The following is a 20345-nucleotide window of genomic DNA, read 5'->3' as shown; positions in this document are numbered from 1 at the left end:
GTCACGGGCCCGGGTTCATGCCCGTCGCGACGTATCTCGGATCGCAGAAGGGGGAGCGATGACGCCGACCGCGTCGTCCGTGCCCCGCGCGGCATGGAACCGCATCGGCGACGCCCTGGGCGACTTCTTCCGCGACCTCACGACCTCGTCGCCCGCCCGGTTCGCGATCCTCGTCTTCATCTCCCTGATCCTGATCTTCACGGCGCTGCTGTCGCTGCCGATCGCGTCGGCGGATCGCACGGTCACGCCGATCGCCGACGCGCTGTTCACGGCGGTGTCGGCGGTGTGCGTCACGGGCCTGGCGACCGTCGACATGTCGACCCACTGGTCGTTCTTCGGGGAGGCGCTGATCTTCCTCGCCGCGAACATCGGCGGCCTCGGCGCGCTGACGCTCGCGTCGGTGCTGGGGCTCGTGGTCTCGCGCCGGCTCGGCCTGCGCGCGAAGCTGATCGCGGCCGGCGACACGAACCCGCTGCGCTCGCACGGCGGCCCGGTCAACGAGTCGCAGACCGTGCGCCTCGGCGAGATCGGCCAGCTGCTGCGCATCGTGGCGCTGTCGACGGTGGTCATCGAGGCGGCCGTCGCGATCCTGCTGTATCCCTCGATCGTGATCGCGGGACACAGCTGGCTCGAGTCGCTGTGGCTTGCCCCGCTCTACGCCGTGATGTCCTTCACCAACACGGGGTTCTCGTTCAACCCCGGCGGGCTCGACGCGTTCCAGTACGACTACTACTTCCTCACGGTGCTGATGGCGAGCGTGTTCCTCGGCAGCATCGGCTTCCCCGTGATCTACGCGCTCTCCAAGCAGCTGCTCACCCCGCGGCGCTGGAACCTGCACGTGAAGCTCACGCTGATCACCACGGTCATCCTGTTCTTCCTCGGCGCGGGCGCCTTCCTCGCCCTCGAATACCTCAATCCCGGCACGTTCGGCACGCGCGACGCCTGGGACACGACGTTCCAGGCCTTCTTCCTGTCGGCGATGACCCGCTCCGGCGGGTTCTCGGTGGTCGACATCGGCGAGCTCAACGGATCGTCGCTTCTTGTCGGCTCGATGCTCATGTTCGTCGGCGGCGGATCGGCGTCGACCGCCGGCGGTATCAAGGTCACGACCCTCGCGGTCCTGGCGCTCGCCGTGTGGTCGGAGGCCCGCGGCCGCGCGAGCGTCGAGGCGTTCGGCCGCCGCATCCCGAGCGACGTGCAGCGCGTCTCGGTCGCGGTCCTCGCCTGGGGCGCGACGATCGTGGCCCTGGCGACGATCGTGATCGCGCAGATCACCCTCGCCCCCGTCGACAAGGTGCTGTTCGACGTGATCTCCGGGTTCGCGACGGTGGGCCTGTCGACCGGCCTCACCGAAGACCTCCCCGACCCCGCGGTGTACGTCATGGCCGTGACGATCTTCATGGGCCGCGTTGGTACAGTGACGCTGGCCGCCGCCGTCGCGGCGTCCTCCCGCTCGCAGCTCTACTCGCTGCCCGTCGAAAGGCCGATCGTTGGTTGAGCAGATCCGCAGCGACGCTCCCGTCCTCGTGATCGGACTCGGCCGCTTCGGCGCCGCGTGCGCCGGCGAGCTCGACCGTCTCGAGCGCGACGTCCTGGCGATCGACGAGGACCTCGGCCTCGTGCAGAAGTGGTCCGAGCGCGTCACCCACACGGTGCAGGCGGACGCGCGCAACATCGAGGCGCTCAAGCAGATCGGCGCGCAGGACTTCCAGGTCGCCGTGGTCGCGGTCGGGTCCAGCATCGAGGCCTCGGTGCTGATCACCGCGAACCTGGTCGACCTGAAGGTGCCGCAGATCTGGGCGAAGGCGGTGTCGCAGTCGCACGGCAAGATCCTCGCCCGCGTCGGCGCCAACCACGTGATCTACCCCGAGCGCGAGGCCGGCGAGCGCGTCGCCCACCTCGTGAGCGGCCGCATGCTCGACTTCATCCGGTTCGACGACGACTTCGTGCTGGCGAAGATGTACCCGCCGAAGTTCGTGCGCGGCGTCGGGCTCAACGAGTCGGGCGTGCGCACGAAGTACAACGTCACGGTCGTGGGCATCAAGAGCCCCGGCAAGCCCTTCCGCTACGCCGAGGCGAACACGGTCGTCACGAACCACGACCTGATCATCGTGTCGGGCACGAACGTCGACGTCGAGCGCTTCGCCGCCCTCGACCGCTGAGGCCCCGCGGCGTCAGGGGCGCTGGCGCGGAAGCATGCCGCGCATCAGCTCGGTCAGCTGGGCGCGGGTGAGCGCCGTCATGGCCGGCAGCCGCAGCACGTAGCGGGCGAACACCGTCAGCGGGCATCGTGACAGGCATGGACGACACCACTGTGCGACCGTATCGCCTCACCGTCGACTGCGTCATCGCGGGCGGCGGCCCGGCCGGGCTCATGCTCGGGCTGCTGCTCGCCCGCGCCGGCGTGGACACGATCGTGCTCGAGAAGCATGCCGACTTCCTGCGCGACTTCCGCGGTGACACGATCCACCCGTCCACCCAGGACTCGCTCGCCGAGCTCGGCCTGCTCGACGAGTTCCTGCGTCTTCCGCACGCGGACATGAGCCAGGTCGGGCTTCGCTACCGCGGGCAGGATGTGGTGCTCGCCGACTTCTCGCGCCTTCCCACCCGGCGCCACGCGATCGCGTTTATGCCCCAGCACCACTTCCTCGATCTCCTCGCGAGCGCGTCTGCCCGCGAGCCGCGGCACCGGCTGCTGCGCCGCACGCGCGTGACCGGGCTGATCCACGACGGCGAGCGCGTCGCCGGCGTGCAGGCCGAGGGCCCGGACGGCCCGGTCGAGGTGCGTGCCCGGCTGGTCGTCGGCTGCGACGGCCGCGACTCCGACGTGCGCCGGGCCGCCGGGCTCGTGCCGCGGCGCACCCGCAACGCGATGGATGTGCTGTGGTTCCGGCTGCCGCGGATCGGGGACGAGCGGCTGCCGCTGTTCCACGCCGGCGACGGCGCGCTCGTTGTGATCGACCGCGGCGACTTCTTCCAGGTCGCCCACATCATCCGGGCGGGCACGTGGGATCCGACCCCCGACGCCCTCGACCGGATGCGCGAGCGGGTGGCCCGGCTGACGCCGACGCTCGCCGAGCGGATGGCCGCGCTCACCCTCGACGACGTCAAGCTGCTGACGGTGCGGATCGAGCGCCTGCGCCGGTGGTACCGCGACGGGCTGCTGTGCATCGGCGACGCCGCGCACGCGATGTCACCCGCCGGCGGCGTGGGCGTGAACCTCGCGATCCAGGATGCGATCGCCACGGCGAACCTGCTCGCTCCCCTGCTGCGGCACGGCCGCCCGACTCCCGCCGCCCTCGCCCGCGTGCAGCGCCGGCGCGCGTTTCCCGCCGCCGTCGTGCAGCGCGTGCAGAGCGGGATGCAGCGGCCGATGCTCTTCGGCAGCGACAAGGGGCTCGGATCGCGCGGCGGACTGCCGCTCGCGCTGCGCATCCTGCGTCGGACGCCGTTGCTGCGGCACGCGCTCGGCCGCCTGATCGGGCTCGGTCTGCGCCCAGAGCACGTCCGCCTCCCCTGACCCCGCCCCGGTTGCTGAGCGAGCGGAGCGAGCCGAAGCGACCCGCCCCCCGGTTGCTGAGCGAGCGGAGCGAGCCGAAGCGACCCGCCGCCCCGGTTGCTGAGCGAGCGCCAGCGAGCCGAAGAGACCGGCGCCGAACCTACTTCCCGCTCTGCGGAATGGCGTCGGTGACCGGCGCCAACTCCCCCGCGAGCTCCTTGGCACGGGCGAGGGCCGCGGCCGTCGCCTCGCGGAAGATGCCGCCGAGATCCGCGCGCTCGAGCACCGCGATGGCGCGCTCGGTCGTGCCCTTGGGGCTCGTGACCCTGCGGCGCAGCTCGGCGGGCTCCTCGCCCGACGCCTCCAGCAGCGCGGTGGCGCCGATGAACGTCCCCTCCGCCATGGTGCGGGAGTCGGCCTCGTCGAAGCCGCGGTCGACCGCCGCGCGCGTCAGCTCCTCGATCAGCAGGTACACGTAGGCGGGGCCCGATCCGGAGATCGTCGACAGCGCGTCGATCCGGTTCTCGGGCACCTCGATCACCGTGCCGACGGTCTCGAACAGGCGCCGCGCGATCCCGATCGCCTCGGTCGAGGCGCCCTCGCCGGCGGCGAGGCCCGTGACCCCCTTGCCAACAAGGGACGGCGTGTTCGGCATCGACCGCAGCACGGTGACTCCCGAGCCGAGGATCGAGGTGAAGGTGCGCAGGGTGACGCCGGCGGCGAGGCTGATCACGATCGCGTCCTCGCGCAGGTGCGGGGCGATCTCGCGCAGCAGGTCGGGCACCATGGCGGGCTTCACCCCCACCAGCACGACCTGTGCCTCGGCCGCCGCGCGGGCATTCCCCTCCGGCTCGTCCTCGAGCGCGATGCTCTGCACGCCCGCGAGAGAGGCGAGCTCGGCGGCCTTCTGCGCCGTGCGGTTCGTCGCGAGGATCCCCCCGTCGACCGGGATGCCGCTCGCGACCACGCCGCGCAGGATCGCGCCGCCCATCGAACCGGCACCGAGGAACGCGAGCGAGGGCAGCGTGTCGACCATGCTCCGAGCTTATTCCTCGGCGGTCAGGCAGGTCCGGACGGACGGGCGATCCGTCTCCGCCGCCTCGGGTCGGTTCAATAGAGTGGTGCCATGAGCGGACATGGCGGCGGCAAGGCGATCCTCGCGGCGTTCCTGGCGAACTTGGGCATCGCGATCGCGAAGTTCATCGGATGGGCCCTCTCGGGCTCTGCCTCGATGCTCGCGGAGGCGATCCACTCGGTCGCCGACTCCGGCAACCAGCTGCTGCTGATGCTCGGCGGCCGCAAGGCGAGGCGCGCGGCCGACCGCGAGCACCCGTTCGGCTACGGCCGCGAGCGCTACGTGTACGCCTTCGTGGTGTCGATCATCCTGTTCTCGGTCGGCGGCCTGTTCTCGATCTACGAGGGCGTCGAGAAGCTGACCCACCCGCACGCCCTCAGCCCGGAGTGGCAGTACCTGCCCGTCGCGATCCTCGTCGTCGCGATCGCCCTCGAGTCTTTCTCGCTGCGCACCGCCGTCAAGGAGAGCAACCTCGTGCGGGCGAAGGGCCAGTCGTGGGTGTCGTTCATCCGCCACTCGAAGGCGCCCGAGCTGCCCGTCGTGCTGCTCGAGGACCTCGCCGCTCTGCTCGGTCTCGTCTTCGCCCTGTTCGGTGTGGGCATGACGATCATCACGGGCAACTCGTTCTTCGACGCGCTCGGCACCCTCATGATCGGCGCGCTGCTGATCATCGTGGCGATCGTCCTCGGCATCGAGACGAAGAGCCTGCTTGTGGGCGAAGGCGCGACGATGGCCGACTTCGACAAGATCGTCCACGCGATCGAGAAGGGCCCGGAGGTCGACAAGCTCATCCACATCAAGACGCTCTACGTCGGCCCCGAGGAACTGCTCGTGGCCGCGAAGGTCGGCGTGCCGAAGGACAAGCTGCTCGCCGACGTCGCCTCCGACATCAACGTGGTCGAGAAGCGGATCCGCGAGGCGGTGCCGATCGCCCGCGTCATCTACCTCGAGCCGGTTGTCTTCCGCCCGGCCGACGCAGAGAACCTGCCGACCGAGTCGGTCATCCTGAAGTCCTCCGACTGACGTCTCCCTACCGGCCGGCCTGATCATGTGGATCGGATGGATCGAGTTCGACCTGCTGCTCGGCGACGTCCACTCCCTCAAGGAGAAGCGGTCGGTGATCCGGCCGATCCTCGCCGAGCTGAGCCTTCGCACCGAGGCCTCGGCCGCGGAGGTCGGCGACCACGACCGTCACCGCCGCGCCCGCATCGGCGTCTCGGTCGTCGCGGCCGATCCCGGCCACGTGCGGGATGTGCTCGACCGCGCCGACCGGCTCATGGCCGAGCGCCCCGAGATCACGCTGCTGTCGGCCCGCCAGGGGCTGGCGTCGAGCGACGACTGAGCCTCAGCGGCCGCCCGCCGACAGGCCGGATGTGACGCGAGTCGCCCACCGGGGCGCACGAGCCTGCATCCCGGCCCGCCGGCCTGTGCGCGGGCGGGTTCAGCCCGCGCGACGGCGCGCGATGTCCGCCAGCGCCCCGCCCAGCTCGGGCCACGCGAACGCGAACCCCGCGGCCTCGAGCCGCTCGGGAACGACCCAGCGGCTCTTGAGTACAAGCTCGGTCTCGGTGCGGATGAGGATCGCGCCGATCTCGAGCATCCATCGAGGCATCGGGAAGGCGACGCGTGCGCCGACGGCCCGGCGCACCGCGGCCATGAACGCGACGTTGTCGACGGGGTTCGGCGCCGACGCGTTGACGGGGCCCTCGAGCTCCGGATGCTCCTCGAGGAAGTCGATGATGCGGGCGACGTCCTCGATGTGCACCCAGCTGAACCGCTGCCGACCCCGACGCGCACCCGGGTAGTGAGCCGTGCCGGCCGCGCGGCGTGCGCGGCTGACCGGCCACCAGCCGTCGTACTGCGGTCCGCCGAGGCCGAGCCTGGCGAGCCGGCGCAGGGTGCCGAACACCCCGCCGTCGCCGAGCACGATGGCGCTGCGGAGCGCGACGCGGCGCGTTCCCGGCAGGTCGTCGGCGAACAGGGCACGCTCCCACGCCTTCGCCACCTCGACAGAGAATCCGGTGCCGAGCTCGCCGCCGCGCTCCGTCATCGGGCGGTCCTCGGCATGGCGGTAGATCGTGGCGGTCGACGAGTTGACCCACAGCGACGGAGGCGTCTCGGCTCTGGCGATCGCGCGGCTGAGGGCCGCGGTGGTCACCTCGCGCGAGCGGAAGATCTCGGCCCGGTTCTCGGGGGTGTACCGGCAGTTCACGCTCTTGCCGGCGAGGCCGATCACGAGCGCGGCGCCGTCGACGGCCGCGACGATCCCCTTCTCGTCGTCCCAGGTGACGTCGGCTCCCGACCGCGAGATCGTCACGACCTCGCGCCCGGCCGCGCGGTATCGCCGCGCGAGATAGGTGCCCATGAAGCCGGACGCCCCGCCGATCACCACACGTCCGCCGGTCATGATTCCTCCTCGATGCGGTAGGCGAACGAGCCGCCGTACTGGTAGATCCGACCGATGAGCGGCGCGTCCACCGTCAACCGGATGCGCTGCCGGCCCGAAGGCACGTCGACGCTCTCATTCACGGTCACGACGGGCGAGACGGCCCTCGGCAGGCGCATCCGCACTCGTCCGATCCGGATGCCGACAGCCCGGCTAGTGAGGCGGAGGCCGCCGTCTCGCACGTCGAGGTCGAAGCTCGCGACGACGCCGATCGGGGCGCCGACCTCGTCGACGAGGCGCCCGTGCGCGTTCAGCCCCACGCTGTCGCGCATCGTCCACTCGCCGCGCGGGAACCCGAAGCGCCGCTCGCTGACGGCCCTGCCGCCCTCGAGACGGTTCGTGATCCGGAACGGGACGTCCCGGCCCCACCCGCCGTAGACCGCGCCGAAGGGCTGAAGCAGGGCGAGCAGCGGCCGCGTCCACGGGCGCGGTGCTCCGGTAGCGTCGAACACCCCCTCGCCGCGGCCGACGTGGCCCTCCGGCACCGAGGAGAAGTAGCGCCGCAGCGTCGGATGCAGCTCGTCGATCCGCTCGCCGAGCGCGCGTTCGTAGGGCGAGATCCGACTCATCCGACGACGAGTGCGACCAGCGTGAGCACCACCGCGATCAGCGGGAACACACCCTGCGTGGTCGCCGCCCGGAGCTTCGTGCGGTCGGAGGCGGCGAGGTAGAGCGCGGCGCCGAGCATCGATCCGGTGCCGGCGAGGATCAGCGCGATGCCGGCCGCGGGGACAGCGAAGACGAGTGCGATGCCGACGGCCGTGACGATCGCGAGCATCAGGTTGTAGACGCCCTGGTTCGCCGCGAGCGGCCGCGTGATGCGGGCATCCTGCTCGCTCGTGCCGAAGATCTGCCGCGTGCGCGGCGCCTCCCAGCGCAGGGTCTCGAGCACGAAGATGTAGACGTGGACGAGCGCGGCGAGGCCCGCGAGCACGACGGCGGCGATGAGCATGCGCTCACGCTATCGCCGGATGTCACCGCCGGGCGGCGAAGAACTCCCGCAGCTGCGCCTGCACCTCGGCTTCCCGCACGCCGCCGACGACCTCGGCACGCGAGGGAAGGCGACGATCGCGCACGACGTCGTACACCGATCCGGCGGCCCCCGCCTTGTCGTCCCACGCCCCGAACACCACACGCGAGATGTGCGCCTGCAGCAGCGTGCCCGCGCACATCAGGCACGGCTCGAGCGTGACGACGAGCGTGCAGCCCTCGAGGTTCCAGGACCCGAGCTCCCGGGCGGCCTGGCGCATCGCGACGACCTCCGCATGAGCGGAGGGATCGTGGTCGAGCTCGCGCCGGTTGCGGCCGGTGCCGATCACCCCGCCCGCCGGGTCGAGGACGAGCGCGCCGACGGGCACCTCGCCCTCCCGCGCGGCCTCGGCGCCGAGCGCGAGCGCGCGCCGCATCGCCGCGTCGTCGCGCTCGCTCGGGACCATGCCCCGAGCCTAGTTATCCGGCGGCCGCGCCCGGAGCGCAGCCTACGGTTTGCCTTGAGTCCGCGGCGATCGTCGCCGCTAGCCTTGACCCATGCGCCTGCACGTCGCCGACCACCCGCTCATCACGCACAAGCTCACCGTGCTGCGCGACAAGAACACCCCGTCGCCGGTGTTCCGTCAGCTCACCGAGGAGCTCATGACGCTCCTCGCGTACGAGGCGACGCGCAACGTGCGGGTCGAGCCGTTCGAGATCGAGACGCCGGTCACCACCACGACGGGCGTGAAGATCGGCGACCCCAAGCCGCTCGTGGTTCCCATCCTGCGTGCGGGCCTCGGCATGCTCGAGGGAATGGTCAAGCTCATCCCCACCGCGGAGGTCGGCTTCCTCGGCATGGCCCGCGATGAGGTGACGTTCGAGCCGGTCACCTACGCCGAGCGCCTTCCCGACGACCTCAGCGACCGCCAGTGCTTCGTGCTCGACCCGATGCTCGCCACCGGCGGATCGCTCGGCGCGGCGATCGAGTTCCTCTTCAAGCGCGGAGCGCAGGACGTCACGGCCGTGTGCCTGCTCGGTTCGCCCGAGGGCGTCAATGCGATCCAGAAGCAGGTGAACGGCCGCGACGTCACGCTCGTGCTCGGCGCGCTTGACGAGCGCCTGAACGAGAAGGGCTACATCGTGCCCGGTCTCGGCGACGCCGGCGACCGCCTCTACGGCACCGTCTGATCCGCTTCCCCTCCCTTGCTCGTTGAGCGAGGGAGCGGAGCGACCGAGTCGAGACGCCCGCGAGCTCCCCTGGAGTTCCGGTGTCGTCCGGCCCCTCCCCCGGACCGAAGGGGCCGATCCGCACCGGATCCCGCGCGTCAGGCGTGCGTCGCGGCTCGCGCATGCGCGCCGCGCCGGTGCGAGCTCTGGATCAGGCAGGGCAGGTACCCGGACGGTGGATGACCGAGGTTCAGGTGACCGGCGCCCCCACGGCGGCCTGCTCGGCCACGTCGGCGCCGACGAGCCGCGCGAACGCGCTCATCCGGGCGACGCCGTCGGCGTGCCGGGGCAGGTCGTCGAGCAGCGCCGGCGAGTGGATCAGGTACGCCGCGACCATCGCGCGCGACACGGCCACGTTGAGCCGGTTCTGCAGCAGCAGGAAGTCGGATCCGCGGGGCGCGTCCCGGCCGCTCGAGGCCGCAAGCGTGACGATCGACACGGCCGCCTCCTGACCCTGGAACCGGTCGACGGTGCCGACCCGCACGTCGCCGAAGCCCGCCTCGGCGAGGGCCTGCTCGACGCACTGCACCTGCGCGTTGTAGGGCGCGACGACGATCACATCGGCCGGGGTGAGCGCGCGCGGCGGGCACGGGGACGCGGTGCCACCGTCGCCGATTGTGATGTCGGTGAACGCCCGACCGACGACCTCGCGCACGATCCGGACGACCTCCGCCGCCTCCTCGGGCGACTCGGTCGCGTTGCCGTGGTGCCGGATGGGCAGGACGTGCAGGCCGGGCTCGACGCCCTCGATCGCCCGCAGCGCCGCGGGCTCATGCGACGCGAGCCTGCCGGCATACGAGAGGCCCGACACCGCGGCGGACACGGCAGGGTGCATGCGCCACGAACGCGCGAGGAAGTAGCCGTGCGTGGCGGGGATGACCTGCTCGCCGTCCATCACCCAGCCGAGCGCCGAGGTGTCGACCGGCTCGGGATGGGTGCCCTGGCTCACCTGCGGCAGCTGCTGCGGATCGCCGAGCAGCAGCAGTCGGGTGGCGGCGAGCGAGACGGCGATCGTCGAGGCGAGCGAGAACTGGCCGGCTTCGTCGATCACGAGGAGGTCGAGGCTGCCCCGGGGCACCCGCGCCTCATGGGCGAAGTCCCACGCGGTGCCGCCGATGACGTACCCGCCGGGACGCTCGGCCGCGAAGCCGGGGACGCCGTTCTTCTGGATCACCGTGAAGGACGGCTCGGCGCCCGCGGCGCCCGACTTCAGCGCCTTGCCGACAAGCGAGGCGGGAACCCCGGCGCCGACGACGCGGTCGAGCATGTTCTCGACGACCGCGTGCGACTGCGCGACGACGCCGACCTTGAAGCCGTGCTCCGCCACCAGCTTCGCGATGACGTGCGAGCCGACGTAGGTCTTTCCCGTGCCGGGAGGGCCCTGCACGGCGAGGTAGCTGCGGTCGAGGTCGCGGACGGCCGCGACGATCGCGGCGACGTCGTCACCCTCCGGCGTCGGCAGCGCGCCGCTGCGGGTGCGGGGCGGCTGCCGCCGCAGGATGTCGGTTGCGGGGTCGGCGGGGAAGCCGCCGCTCGCGAGCAGCGCCTCGGCCCAGGCGTCGATCGACTTCTGCTGGTTTCCCGCCTGCGGCGGCGCGGCGGGGGTGACGGCCAGCGGAAGCGCATCCCACGTCATGCCGCCGATCGAGGTCTCGGACACGACGACGCCGTCGTCGAGCTCGGCGACGACCTCGACGCTGCGGGCCACGTGGATCCACCGCGAGGAGGCGTCCGCCTGGAACGGCGCCGGTCGGCCGTAGAGCACGAACGGCTGAGCCCCCTCCTTCAGGCGAGTGCCGGGGGCGACGTCACCGCGCAGCTCGACGATGCGGCGCACCGCGCGGCCGCCCTCGGGCACGTCCCAGTCGTGGAGCACCCTTGCACGCGCGGCGTCGATCGCGATCACGTCGCGGGTGTCCGCCCACAGCGACAGCGGCTCGCGCAGTCGCTGGAAGTGCCCCTGCCAGAAGCTCTTGCGTTCGCGCGGGTAGTAGTCGATCGCCGCGGCGCCGAGGCGCAGCGCCACCGCGTCGGGATGATCCGGATCGCCGTCGGCGGCCCGCGCGGTCAGCGCGAGGGCGAGGGGCGAGGGCTCGTAGGTGAAGGCCTCGAGCTCATCGGGGCGGGCGGGGAGCATCCGCGTCTCGCGCGCGCGCTCGACGAGCCAGTCACGCAGGCGCCGCGTCGAGACGCAGTCGTAGCGGTTGTAGTCGGCGAGGTCGTCGAGGATCACCCGCGCCGCCTGCTCGTCGCCCGCGGCGAGCAGCTCGCGCGCCTCCACGTAGCGGAGGATCGAGTCGCCGCCCTGTTTGACGTCCTGGGTGCGCACCTCCTCGCCCATGTACAGCGGCTCGAGCTTCTTGATCGAGTACGACCGGGAGCCGACCCGCATGGCGCGCCGCACGATCGGGTACAGGTCGACGAACAGCTCGTCGCGCAGCATCCGGTCGACGTCCGCCTCGCGCACGCCGTGGCGCGCGGCCATGGCGGCGAGATGCGTCGGCTCGTAGGGCGCGTAGTGGTAGATGTGCATCCCCGGGTGGGCGGCCCGGCGGGCGGCGACGAAGTCGCAGAAGCGCTCGAGCGCCTCCTTCTCCTCGGCGAACGTGTGCGCCCACAGCGGCGTGTACTGCTCCTGCAGGTCGGTCCAGCCGAACAGGTAGTCGATCCCCCACCGGTCGGCGCCCGCGCCGGGCTCGGTGTAGAGCGGGTCACCCTCGAAGTCGAAGAAGATGTCGCCGAGATCGGGCCGGGGCATCGTCGCGAGGGCCTCGGGCAGCACGACCTCGTACAGCGGCGCGGCGGTCTCGGACGCGCCGGACGGATCGGGCACCCCCGCCGGGGACGCGAGCTGCAGCCGGGCCTGCGTACGCAGGCCCGCGAACGTGTCAGGGTTCATCCCCTGGGGCCCGTGCTCGGCGGCGGCGAGGTCGTCGATCGTGCGGATGCCCGCGGCCCGGAGCCGCTCGCGCTGGACGGGACGCATCCCCGCGACGAGCAGCACGTCGCGCGTGGCGACGACCTCCTGCTCGCACGTCGCGCAGCGGCCGCACGCGACGACGCCGAGGTCGCCGCGCGGGTCGGCCCACGCGATGGGGTCGCCGACCACGCCGAGGTCGAGGCGGCGGTCGGCGATGAGGGCCCGCAGTCGTGCGCGGCGCACGAAGAAGAGCGGCATGAGGTCGGCGACGAGGTGCGTGGAGGTGGTGCCGTCGCCCAGCAGCAGGTCGACCTCGTCGGACCGGGGGATGCCTAGCCGATCGAGCTGATCGACGTACGCGGCGAGCTGCATGAGCGCGGTGACCTTAGCCCGCCGCGCGAGCTTCGAGTCCTGCACGCGCCAGCGCCCGTCGTCCTGGCGCTTGAGGAAGTCGGCGAATCCGACGAACTCGTGTGTCGAGAAGGCCGCCTGGAAGACGATCCGGGCATCCGGATCCTGCAGCCCGGCCATCGTCGCGTCCAGCGCGGCGGCCATCGCGTCGGCGTCGGACGAGGATGCCCGGGCGATCTCGACCACGCGGGAACCGAACTCCTCGCGGTACCGCTCGAGCACCTGCTCCTCGTGCCGGTCGCCGAGGCGGGCCGCCCGCTCGAGCATCTCGTCCTCGGGCTCCTCGACCGCGGGGATGCGACCGAGCTTCGCATCGAGCGCCCGCAGCCACGCGAATTCGCACTCGGCGGCCGCCTTGAGGTCGCTGGCGCTCCAGACGACGCGGGCTTCGGACTCGATGTATCTCACGTTCCGAGGCTAGATGGGGGTTCTGACATTGACGCGCGTGTGCCCAACCCCGCTCAGCCGACGCTGCGCGGATCCCGCCCCCGCGCCCGATGCCGGCGCTCAGGCGTCCTGCGCCGCGTCCGCCTCGACGGCCGCGGCAGGCGCCGTGCGCCCCCGTTCCCGTCGCACGACGAAGGACACGCCGAGCGCGATGACCAGCGCGCCGATGGTGAGCGGCACGACCGCACCGAACCACTCGGGCCGCAGACCGAACAGGATCGGCCGGATCCAGCCGGCGACCGCATCCGGATCCGGGACGGCAAGGATCAGGATGCCCGCCCCCGCGGCGAGCGCGAACAGGGCGCCCCAGACGATTCCGGCCCAGCGGATCCCCGGCTGGGTCCTGGTGTCGCTCATGATTCCGCTCCCTGCTGCAGCTCGATGAAGACCTCGACCTCCGGCTGATCGAGCACGATCGTCCGGGTGCGGGTGGTGTCCTCGTCGTCGTGCGACCATGTGAAGACCCCGTCGCGCGCCCGCACGCTCTCGTCCCGCAGAAGTTCCATTCCGTTGCCGCTCCAGTGGTTCACGATGACGGATCCCTGATCGCCGGTCGTCCTGAACTCGACGTCGACGCCGGGGTACACGAGGATCGTGACCGACCCCGTCCCCTTCTCGATGCTGATGGTTCCCGGATCGTCGTAGACGTCTCCGACCGCGAGCGTCAGCGTGCCGAACGGCTGCGAGATCGACTGGTCCCCGGCGCTCATCGGCACATACCGATCCGGCGCCATCAGGTCGCGGAGGAGGTACGGCACCGACCCTGAGCCGCCGATGACGAGCAGCACCGCCGCCACCGCCGCGAGGAACCCGCTGCGCCGCCGCAGGATCCCCGCGACGACCATCGCCAGGCCGGCCACCGCCGCCGCCCCGAGCACCGCCGCGGGCAGGGCGCGCTCGGGCGCCTCCGGCTGGAACGTGAGCCACACGATCGTCGCCGCCACGAGCGCCGCGCCCGCCGCGATCGCCACGAATGCCACCGACGTCCGCGGCTTCGACGCACGGCGCTCGGCCCGCACACGTGCTGCCTCGGCCCGGAACGCGGCCCGCTCGGCGGCGCGGCGCGCGCGCTCCTCGGCGTAGGCTGCCTGCTCGCCGCCCGCCTGCTCCCGGCGCCACTGCTCGTGCTGCTCGCGCCAGGCGGCGTGCTGCTGGCGCCACGTCTCGAGGTCCGCCTCCGTCGCCAGCTCGGTGGCGAGCGGCTCCGGCGGCTCGGGAAGGAATGGGGGCGGGGTGGCGCGGTTCTCTGACCCGACAGAGAAGGCCACCCCGCCCGAGACGGCGGCTGTGCCCGACACCGCGCCGTCGGCCCCCGGGTGGGGGAGCGGATGTTCCGGCCTGCGCCGGAAGATGAGGATGAGGACGGCGGCGATCGCGCCGAGCGCCGCGAGCCAGAGGCCCGCCTCGATCGCCGAGCGGAACCAGCCGTCCGAACCCGAGTACAGGATCGCCTCGAACAGGGTGTTGCCGAGCCACAGCGCAAGCAGACCCACCGCGAACGTGGCGGCGACGCCGAGCAGCGCGGGAGCGGATCCGGCGCGCATCTGCAGCGGGATCCGGCCGGATGCGTCGGGAAGGAGCGCCCAGGCGAGGGCGTACAGCCACAGGCCGGGGAAGCCGAGCACGGTGACCGCGACGACGATCCCGCGCACGATCAGCGGATCGATCCCGGTCCGCTCGGCGATCGCCGCGCAGACGCCGCCGAGCCAGCCGCCGTGGCGCACGAGGCCGAGGTCGCGCAGCCAGGTGAAGAACCGGCCCTCGGCGTCCTCCGCGGGCGCCGACGGCGCGGCGAGCGGACGCTGCGGCGTCTCGGCCTCCGCGGCGGGAACGGTGTTCTGGGTCATGAGTCAATCGTGCGGCCCGCGGCCACCTCAGCGACATGAGGGACATCCCTGACCGCACCCCCAAAGCCCCGTCCGGCGGGCGACGGCGATGGTTACATGAGGACATGACGGTTCTCTCGAGTGCGGCGGGCGCGCGATCCGGCGTCCCGCTTGTGCGGCCGCACGACGTCGTGCTCTCCGGTGTCAGCACGGGCGTGGCGCGGCATCTCGGCTGGCCCGTGGGCACCGTGCGCGCCCTGTTCGTCGCGACCACCGCGGTCTGGGGCGTCGGCGCCCTCCTCTATCTCTGGCTGTGGGCGCTCGTGCCCGCCGAGCCGGGGCCCACGAGCGCCACGCGGCGGGTTCCCGTCGCGGCGCTGCTGCTCGGGGCCTCGGCGCTGCTGCTGTTCCTCTCGATCGGCCGCTACCACAACGGCATGGGGCCCGCGTGGGTTCCGCCGGCGACGCTGATCCCCGTCTACCTGGGCGTCGGGCTCGCCCTCGCCGCCGGCATCTGGTCGGCCCTCGTCGACCGCCGGGATCCGGCGCGTGGCGCGCGGCACGACATCGCCGTGCGGATCGTCGCGACGGCGCTGGCCCTCGCCGCCGTGCCGCTGTTCCTCGGCGCGGCCGACAACGGACGCGGCAACTTCCAGTTCATGATGCTCGTCAGCTCCCTCGGCGCGATGGTCTGCGCGGCAGCGGTCTGGACGCCCAACCTCGTCGCCCGGCTCCGCGAGCTGCAGACCGCGCGCGTGAAGTCCATCCGCGACGAGCACCGCGCCGAGATGGCCGCGCACCTCCACGACTCCGTCCTGCAGACGCTCGCGCTCATCCAGAACCGCGCGGGCGCGTCGAGCGAGGCCGGCCGCCTCGCCCGCGCACAGGAGCGCGAGCTGCGCGCCTGGCTGTACGACGGCGACACCCCCGCCGACAGCGACCTGGCGACCGACCTTCGCGACTACGGGTCGGCCCTCGAGCTCGACTACGAGGTCGTCATGACTGTCGTCTCCGCGGGCACGTCCACCGAGCGCGCGAGCGGCGAGGTGGCCGCAGCGGCGCGCGAGGCGATGCTCAACGCCGCGCGTCACGCGGGCGGCGAGGTCTCGGTCTACATCGAGGGCTCCCCCGGCTCGGTCGACGTCTACGTCCGCGGCCCGGGTTTCGACCCGCAGGAGGTTCCCGCCGACCGCCTCGGCGTGCGCGAGTCGATCATCGGGCGGCTGCGCAGGATCGGCGGATCGGCGACGGTCACGCCCGGCGCCGGCGGCACCGGCACGCAGGTGCACATCCGCTACCCCGCAGGAGGCGCCCGTGGCTGACCTGCGCGTGGTGATCGTCGACGACCACTCGATCTTCCGCTCCGGCCTGCGCCACGACCTTGATCCGGGGATCGAGGTGGTCGGCGAGGCGGCGGATGTCGCCGAGGCCGTCGCCGTGATCACCGAGTGGCAGCCGGACGTCGTGCTGCTCGACGTGCACATGCCGGGCGCGGAGAACGAGGCGACGGGCGGCGAGGCGGTGCTCCGCCGCGCGGCACCCCTGTCCCCCGCGACCCGCTTCCTGGCGCTCAGCGTGTCGGATGCCGCCGAGGACGTGGTCCGCGTGATCCGCGCCGGCGCCCGCGGCTACATCACGAAGGGCGCATCCGGATCGGAGGTGTCGCGCGCCGTGCGGACGGTCGCCGACGGCGACGCGGTGTTCTCCCCGCGGCTGGCGGGCTTCGTGATCGACGCATTCGGCGCCGCCGCGGGAGAGACGGCCGCGACGGATGACGAGCTCGACCGCCTCTCGGCGCGCGAGCAGGAGGTGATGCGCCTCATCGCCCGCGGCTACGCCTACAAGGAGGTCGCGACCGACCTGTTCATCTCGATCAAGACCGTCGAGTCGCACGTGTCGGCGGTGCTGCGGAAGCTTCAGCTGTCGTCCCGCCACGAGCTCACCGCCTGGGCGAGCGCGCGCCGCCTGCTCTGACCGGGAGCGACCGTCGCGGCGCCGACCCCGCGTGCCAGACTGGACGCGTGAGCGACTTCGACTTCGGCAGCGCCTACCGCCACGGCTTCGCCCGCGTCGCGGCGTGCACGATCCCGCTGGCCATCGCCGACCCCGCGACCAACGCGCAGCACGTGCTCGACAGCGCGCGCGAGTGCCACGACGACGCCGTCGCCGTCGCGGTCTTCCCCGAGCTGTGCCTGTCGGGCTACGCGATCGACGACCTCGTGATGCAGGATGCGCTGCTCGACGCGGTGCAGGAGGCGATCGCCCGCATCGCGCGCGAGTCGGCCGAGCTGCTGCCGGTGCTCGTCGTGGGAGCGCCGCTCGCCCACCGCAACCGCATCTACAACTGCGCGGTGATCATCCACCGCGGCGTCGTGCTGGGGGTCGCGCCGAAGTCGTACCTGCCGACGTACCGCGAGTTCTACGAGCGCCGCTGGTACGCCCCGGGCGACGACCAGCGCGGGACGATCGCCGTTGCCGGTGCCGAGGTGCCCTTCGGCCCCGACCTGCTCTTCGAGGCGACGGACATCCCAGGGCTGACGATCCACGCCGAGGTGTGCGAGGACGTCTGGGTGCCCATCCCGCCGTCGGCGCACGCCGCCCTCGCCGGCGCGACCGTGCTGCTGAACCTCTCGGGAAGCCCGATCACGATCGCCCGCGCCGAGGACCGCAAGGACCTGTGCAAGTCGCAGTCGCTGCGCTGCCTCGCCGCGTACGTCTATGCCGCCGCCGGCATGGGCGAGTCGACCAACGACCTGTCGTGGGACGGCCAGACGATGATCTACGAGGGCGGCAACCTGCTCGCCGAGACGGAGCGGTTCCCGGATGGGCCGCGCCGCTCGGTCGCGGATGTCGACCTCGACCACCTGCGTCAGGACCGGATCCGGCAGGGGACGTTCGACGACAACCGCCGGGCCGCGGACGCGCAGTTCCGCACGATCCCGTTCACGCTGAACCCGCCGACCGGCGACGTCGGCCTGAAACGGCACCTCGACCGGTTCCCGTTCGTGCCGGATGACCCCGCCCGCCTCGCGCAGGACTGCTACGAGGCGTTCAACATCCAGGTCGCCGGGCTTATGCAGCGCATGCGGGCGATCGGCGACCCGAAGCCCGTGATCGGCGTGAGCGGCGGCCTCGACTCGACGCACGCGCTGCTCGTGATCGCGCGGGCGATGGACCGGATGGGCCGACCGCGCAGCGACATCCTCGCGTACACGATGCCCGGCTTCGCGACCAGCGACCACACGAAGTCGAACGCCATCCGGCTGGCCGAGTCGGTCGGGGCGTCGATCGAGACCATCGACATCCGGCCGGCCGCGACCGAGATGCTCGCGCAGCTGGGACATCCGTTCGGCCGGGGCGAGCCCGTCTACGACGTCACGTTCGAGAACGTGCAGGCGGGGATGCGCACCGACTATCTCTTCCGCCTGGCGAACCACCACGGTGGCATCGTCGTCGGCACGTCCGACCTGTCCGAGCTGTCGCTCGGCTGGGCGACGTACGGAGTCGGCGACCACATGAGCCACTACGCCGTGAACTCGGGCGTGCCGAAGACGCTGATGCAGCACCTGATCCGGTGGGTCGTCGCCGAGGGCGAGGCGCAGGGGGTCTCGCCCGGGGAGGCGGAGGTGCTGCAGTCGGTGCTCGACACCGAGATCAGTCCCGAGCTTGTTCCCGCCGGGCAGGACGGCGAGGTGCAGTCGACCGAGTCGACGATCGGCCCGTACGCGCTTCACGACTTCTCGCTTCACCACATCCTGCGCTTCGGCTACCGCCCGTCGAAGATCGCATTCCTCGCGATGCATGCGTGGTCAGACCCGGATGCCGGCGAGTGGCCGGCGGGCTTCCCGCGGGATGCGCGCTTCGGCTATGACCTCGAGACGATCGTGAAGTGGGAGAAGGTCTTCCTCAAGCGCTTCTTCGGCTTCGCGCAGTTCAAGCGCTCGGCGATCCCGAACGGCCCGAAGGTCGCTCCCTCGGGTTCGCTCTCGCCGCGCGGAGACTGGCGCGCGCCCTCGGACGGCAACGCCCGCGCCTGGCTCGCCGAGCTTGACGAGGCCCTCCCCCAGTTCGCCGGCTGACCCGCCCCACGCCGCCGCACCCCGCGCGTCAACCCCCGCGCGCCCCTCGCGCACGCCGCCCTAACCTTCTGCCATGGAAGGCTTCGCGGCCCCCGACTTCGCCCTCGCGCGTGAGGTGCTGCAGCGCGGCATCGCGGCGCTGTTCTTCGTCGCGTTCCTCTCCAGCCTGAATCAGTTCCGCGTGCTGCTCGGCGAGCGCGGTCTCCTCCCCGCACCCGAACTGCTGGACTGGGCGTCGTCCTCCCCGCACGCGGCGAAGCTCATCCGCCCCACGCTGTTCCGCCTGATCCGGTACACGGATCGCCGCCTCGCCGCGCTCTGCGTGGGCGGCATCCTGATCTCGCTGCTCCTCGTCGCGGGCGTGCCACAGCTCGGCCCGCCGTGGGTGCCGATGCTGTGCTTCCTCGCGCTGTGGGGCGGATACATGTCGATCGTGTCGATCGGTCAGACGTTCTACGGCTTCGGCTGGGAGATGCTGCTGCTCGAGGCGGGGTTCCTCGCGGCGTTCCTCGGTTCCGCCGATCAGCCGCCCACCGTGCACATCCTCGTGCTGTTCTGGTGGCTCGTGTTTCGGCTCGAGTTCGGCGCCGGGATGATCAAGATGCGCGGCGGGCGCGAGTGGCGAGATCTCACCGCCCTGACGTACCACCACGAGACGCAGCCGATGCCGGGGCCGTTCAGCCGCCAGGCACACCTGCTTCCGCGCTGGGTGCACAAGGGCGAGGTGCTCGGCAATCACTTCGCGCAGCTCGTCGTGCCGTGGCTGCTGTTCGCGCCGATCCTGGGGCTCTGGATTCCGGATGGGGTCCCGCAGCTGATCGGCACGGTGGCGGCGGCGATCGTGATCCTGTCGCAGCTGTGGCTTGTGGTGACCGGCAACTTCGCGTGGTTGAACTGGTCGACGATCGTGCTGGCGTTCGCGGCGGTCGCGGCGCCCGGCGTCCTGCGCCCGAGCGGGGACATCCCGCTGTACTGGCTCGTCATCACCGGCGCGGTGACGGTGCTGTACGTGGTGCTGAGCGTGCCCGCGGTGCGCAACCTGTTCTCGTCGAACCAGCAGATGAACGCGGCGTTCAACCGCTGGAACCTCGCCAACGCCTATGGCGCGTTCGGCACGGTGACGAAGCAGCGGATCGAGTGGATCATCCAGGGCACGACGAGCGAGGATCCCCCGCGCGCCGAGTGGCGGGAGTACGAGTTCAAGGGCAAGCCGGGCGACGAGCGGCGGATCCCGCGCCAGTTCGCGCCGTACCACCTGCGGCTCGACTGGCTGATGTGGTTCCTGCCGCTCGGGCGGCGCCTCGAGGACTGGTTCCGCGCGCTGATCGTGAAGCTGCTGCAGGCGGATCGCCCGACGCTGCGGCTGTTGCGCGTTGATGGCTCATCGCATTTGAGCGTGTAGCGGTCTGAGCGTCGCGGTGGCCGGGTAGGCGTCGAGGTCTC

At 71.9% G+C, this 20345-nt stretch carries 18 protein-coding genes; 10 read left to right on the top strand and 8 right to left on the bottom strand.

Annotated elements, in window-relative coordinates; translation table 11 throughout:
- Positions 1-58 precede the first annotated feature (58 nt).
- From ABD161_RS06640 to ABD161_RS06630, 3 genes are all read left to right on the top strand, one after another.
- Positions 59-1498 (top strand): TrkH family potassium uptake protein, encoded by a 1440-nt coding sequence (locus ABD161_RS06640; protein ID WP_344000860.1) that lies wholly within the window; start codon positions 59-61, stop codon positions 1496-1498.
- The gene (locus ABD161_RS06635) at positions 1491-2162 is read left to right on the top strand and encodes a potassium channel family protein (RefSeq protein WP_135114467.1); all 672 of its coding nucleotides are present in this window, start codon (positions 1491-1493) and stop codon (positions 2160-2162) included. Before ABD161_RS06640 ends, ABD161_RS06635 begins: the two co-directional genes overlap by 8 nt.
- 137 nt (positions 2163-2299) lie before the next feature.
- A complete protein-coding gene (locus tag ABD161_RS06630; RefSeq protein WP_344000857.1) occupies positions 2300-3520 on the top strand; it encodes an FAD-dependent oxidoreductase in 1221 nt (406 codons plus the stop codon).
- A gap of 139 nt (positions 3521-3659) precedes the next feature.
- Here ABD161_RS06630 and proC read toward each other — a convergent pair whose 3' ends face one another.
- Complete coding sequence (gene proC, locus ABD161_RS06625) at positions 3660-4535, bottom strand: pyrroline-5-carboxylate reductase (RefSeq protein WP_344000855.1); 876 nt, start codon at positions 4533-4535, stop codon at positions 3660-3662.
- 90 nt (positions 4536-4625) lie between these two features.
- On the opposite strand from proC, the gene ABD161_RS06620 reads away from it, so the two are divergent.
- Positions 4626-5597, top strand: coding sequence for a cation diffusion facilitator family transporter (locus ABD161_RS06620; protein WP_344000853.1), 972 nt, complete (start codon positions 4626-4628; stop codon positions 5595-5597).
- Between the two features lie 25 nt (positions 5598-5622).
- Positions 5623-5916, top strand: coding sequence for a DUF503 domain-containing protein (locus tag ABD161_RS06615; protein WP_344000851.1), 294 nt, complete (start codon positions 5623-5625; stop codon positions 5914-5916).
- 99 nt (positions 5917-6015) lie between these two features.
- Here the strand turns inward: ABD161_RS06615 and ABD161_RS06610 are convergent, their stop codons facing one another.
- The 4 genes from ABD161_RS06610 to ABD161_RS06595 are packed head-to-tail and all read right to left on the bottom strand — an operon-like array spanning position 6016 to position 8456.
- Positions 6016-6981: an epimerase gene (locus ABD161_RS06610; RefSeq protein ID WP_344000849.1), complete on the bottom strand. Its 966-nt coding sequence runs from the start codon at positions 6979-6981 to the stop codon at positions 6016-6018.
- Positions 6978-7589 (bottom strand): DUF4166 domain-containing protein, encoded by a 612-nt coding sequence (locus ABD161_RS06605; RefSeq protein WP_344000847.1) that lies wholly within the window; start codon positions 7587-7589, stop codon positions 6978-6980. The genes ABD161_RS06610 and ABD161_RS06605 overlap by 4 nt, the downstream gene beginning before the upstream one ends.
- Positions 7586-7972 carry a DUF1304 domain-containing protein gene (locus tag ABD161_RS06600; RefSeq protein ID WP_135114459.1) on the bottom strand — a complete coding sequence of 129 codons (387 nt, stop codon included), beginning with the start codon at positions 7970-7972 and terminating at the stop codon, positions 7586-7588. Before ABD161_RS06600 ends, ABD161_RS06605 begins: the two co-directional genes overlap by 4 nt.
- Positions 7973-7994: 22 nt before the next feature.
- Positions 7995-8456, bottom strand: a complete 462-nt coding sequence (locus ABD161_RS06595; protein ID WP_344000844.1) for a nucleoside deaminase — start codon at positions 8454-8456, stop codon at positions 7995-7997.
- A gap of 91 nt (positions 8457-8547) precedes the next feature.
- Here ABD161_RS06595 and upp point away from each other — a divergent pair, with 91 nt between their 5' ends.
- Positions 8548-9180: a uracil phosphoribosyltransferase gene (gene upp, locus ABD161_RS06590; protein WP_135114458.1), complete on the top strand. Its 633-nt coding sequence runs from the start codon at positions 8548-8550 to the stop codon at positions 9178-9180.
- 229 nt (positions 9181-9409) lie between these two features.
- Here the strand turns inward: upp and ABD161_RS06585 are convergent, their stop codons facing one another.
- From ABD161_RS06585 to ABD161_RS06575, 3 genes are all read right to left on the bottom strand, one after another.
- Positions 9410-12958: a TM0106 family RecB-like putative nuclease gene (locus tag ABD161_RS06585; protein WP_344000842.1), complete on the bottom strand. Its 3549-nt coding sequence runs from the start codon at positions 12956-12958 to the stop codon at positions 9410-9412.
- Between the two features lie 99 nt (positions 12959-13057).
- Positions 13058-13354 (bottom strand): hypothetical protein, encoded by a 297-nt coding sequence (locus ABD161_RS06580; RefSeq protein WP_344000840.1) that lies wholly within the window; start codon positions 13352-13354, stop codon positions 13058-13060.
- Entirely contained in the window at positions 13351-14844 is a 1494-nt protein-coding gene (locus ABD161_RS06575; protein WP_344000839.1) for a PspC domain-containing protein, read from the bottom strand. The genes ABD161_RS06580 and ABD161_RS06575 overlap by 4 nt, the downstream gene beginning before the upstream one ends.
- A gap of 104 nt (positions 14845-14948) precedes the next feature.
- On the opposite strand from ABD161_RS06575, the gene ABD161_RS06570 reads away from it, so the two are divergent.
- The 4 genes from ABD161_RS06570 to ABD161_RS06555 all read left to right on the top strand — a co-directional run bounded on the left by ABD161_RS06570 (position 14949) and on the right by ABD161_RS06555 (position 20304).
- Entirely contained in the window at positions 14949-16145 is a 1197-nt protein-coding gene (locus ABD161_RS06570) for an ATP-binding protein (protein ID WP_344000838.1), read from the top strand.
- Positions 16138-16797 (top strand): LuxR C-terminal-related transcriptional regulator, encoded by a 660-nt coding sequence (locus ABD161_RS06565; protein ID WP_344000836.1) that lies wholly within the window; start codon positions 16138-16140, stop codon positions 16795-16797. Before ABD161_RS06570 ends, ABD161_RS06565 begins: the two co-directional genes overlap by 8 nt.
- 47 nt (positions 16798-16844) lie before the next feature.
- Complete coding sequence (locus ABD161_RS06560) at positions 16845-18902, top strand: NAD(+) synthase (protein ID WP_344000834.1); 2058 nt, start codon at positions 16845-16847, stop codon at positions 18900-18902.
- Positions 18903-18975: 73 nt separating this feature from the next.
- Entirely contained in the window at positions 18976-20304 is a 1329-nt protein-coding gene (locus ABD161_RS06555; protein ID WP_344000832.1) for a lipase maturation factor family protein, read from the top strand.
- The last annotated feature ends 41 nt before the right edge of the window (positions 20305-20345 follow it).

Source organism: Microbacterium paludicola, assembly GCF_039529675.1.
GTDB classification, from domain to species: Bacteria; Actinomycetota; Actinomycetes; order Actinomycetales; family Microbacteriaceae; genus Microbacterium; species Microbacterium paludicola.
This window is presented reverse-complemented; position numbering and strand designations above follow the sequence as displayed.

Bases quoted from the DNA above. Each gene is read 5' to 3' on its own strand.
- ABD161_RS06615 (WP_344000851.1), top strand. From the start codon at position 5,623: ATGTGGATCGGATGGATCGAGTTCGACCTGCTGCTCGGCGACGTCCAC.
- ABD161_RS06580 (WP_344000840.1), bottom strand. From the start codon at position 13,354: ATGAGCGACACCAGGACCCAGCCGGGGATCCGCTGGGCCGGAATCGTC.
- ABD161_RS06605 (WP_344000847.1), bottom strand. From the start codon at position 7,589: ATGAGTCGGATCTCGCCCTACGAACGCGCGCTCGGCGAGCGGATCGAC.
- ABD161_RS06610 (WP_344000849.1), bottom strand. From the start codon at position 6,981: ATGACCGGCGGACGTGTGGTGATCGGCGGGGCGTCCGGCTTCATGGGC.
- ABD161_RS06555 (WP_344000832.1), top strand. From the start codon at position 18,976: ATGGAAGGCTTCGCGGCCCCCGACTTCGCCCTCGCGCGTGAGGTGCTG.
- ABD161_RS06595 (WP_344000844.1), bottom strand. From the start codon at position 8,456: ATGGTCCCGAGCGAGCGCGACGACGCGGCGATGCGGCGCGCGCTCGCG.
- ABD161_RS06575 (WP_344000839.1), bottom strand. From the start codon at position 14,844: ATGACCCAGAACACCGTTCCCGCCGCGGAGGCCGAGACGCCGCAGCGT.
- upp (WP_135114458.1), top strand. From the start codon at position 8,548: ATGCGCCTGCACGTCGCCGACCACCCGCTCATCACGCACAAGCTCACC.
- ABD161_RS06570 (WP_344000838.1), top strand. From the start codon at position 14,949: ATGACGGTTCTCTCGAGTGCGGCGGGCGCGCGATCCGGCGTCCCGCTT.
- ABD161_RS06630 (WP_344000857.1), top strand. From the start codon at position 2,300: ATGGACGACACCACTGTGCGACCGTATCGCCTCACCGTCGACTGCGTC.
- ABD161_RS06600 (WP_135114459.1), bottom strand. From the start codon at position 7,972: ATGCTCATCGCCGCCGTCGTGCTCGCGGGCCTCGCCGCGCTCGTCCAC.
- ABD161_RS06640 (WP_344000860.1), top strand. From the start codon at position 59: ATGACGCCGACCGCGTCGTCCGTGCCCCGCGCGGCATGGAACCGCATC.
- proC (WP_344000855.1), bottom strand. From the start codon at position 4,535: ATGGTCGACACGCTGCCCTCGCTCGCGTTCCTCGGTGCCGGTTCGATG.
- ABD161_RS06620 (WP_344000853.1), top strand. From the start codon at position 4,626: ATGAGCGGACATGGCGGCGGCAAGGCGATCCTCGCGGCGTTCCTGGCG.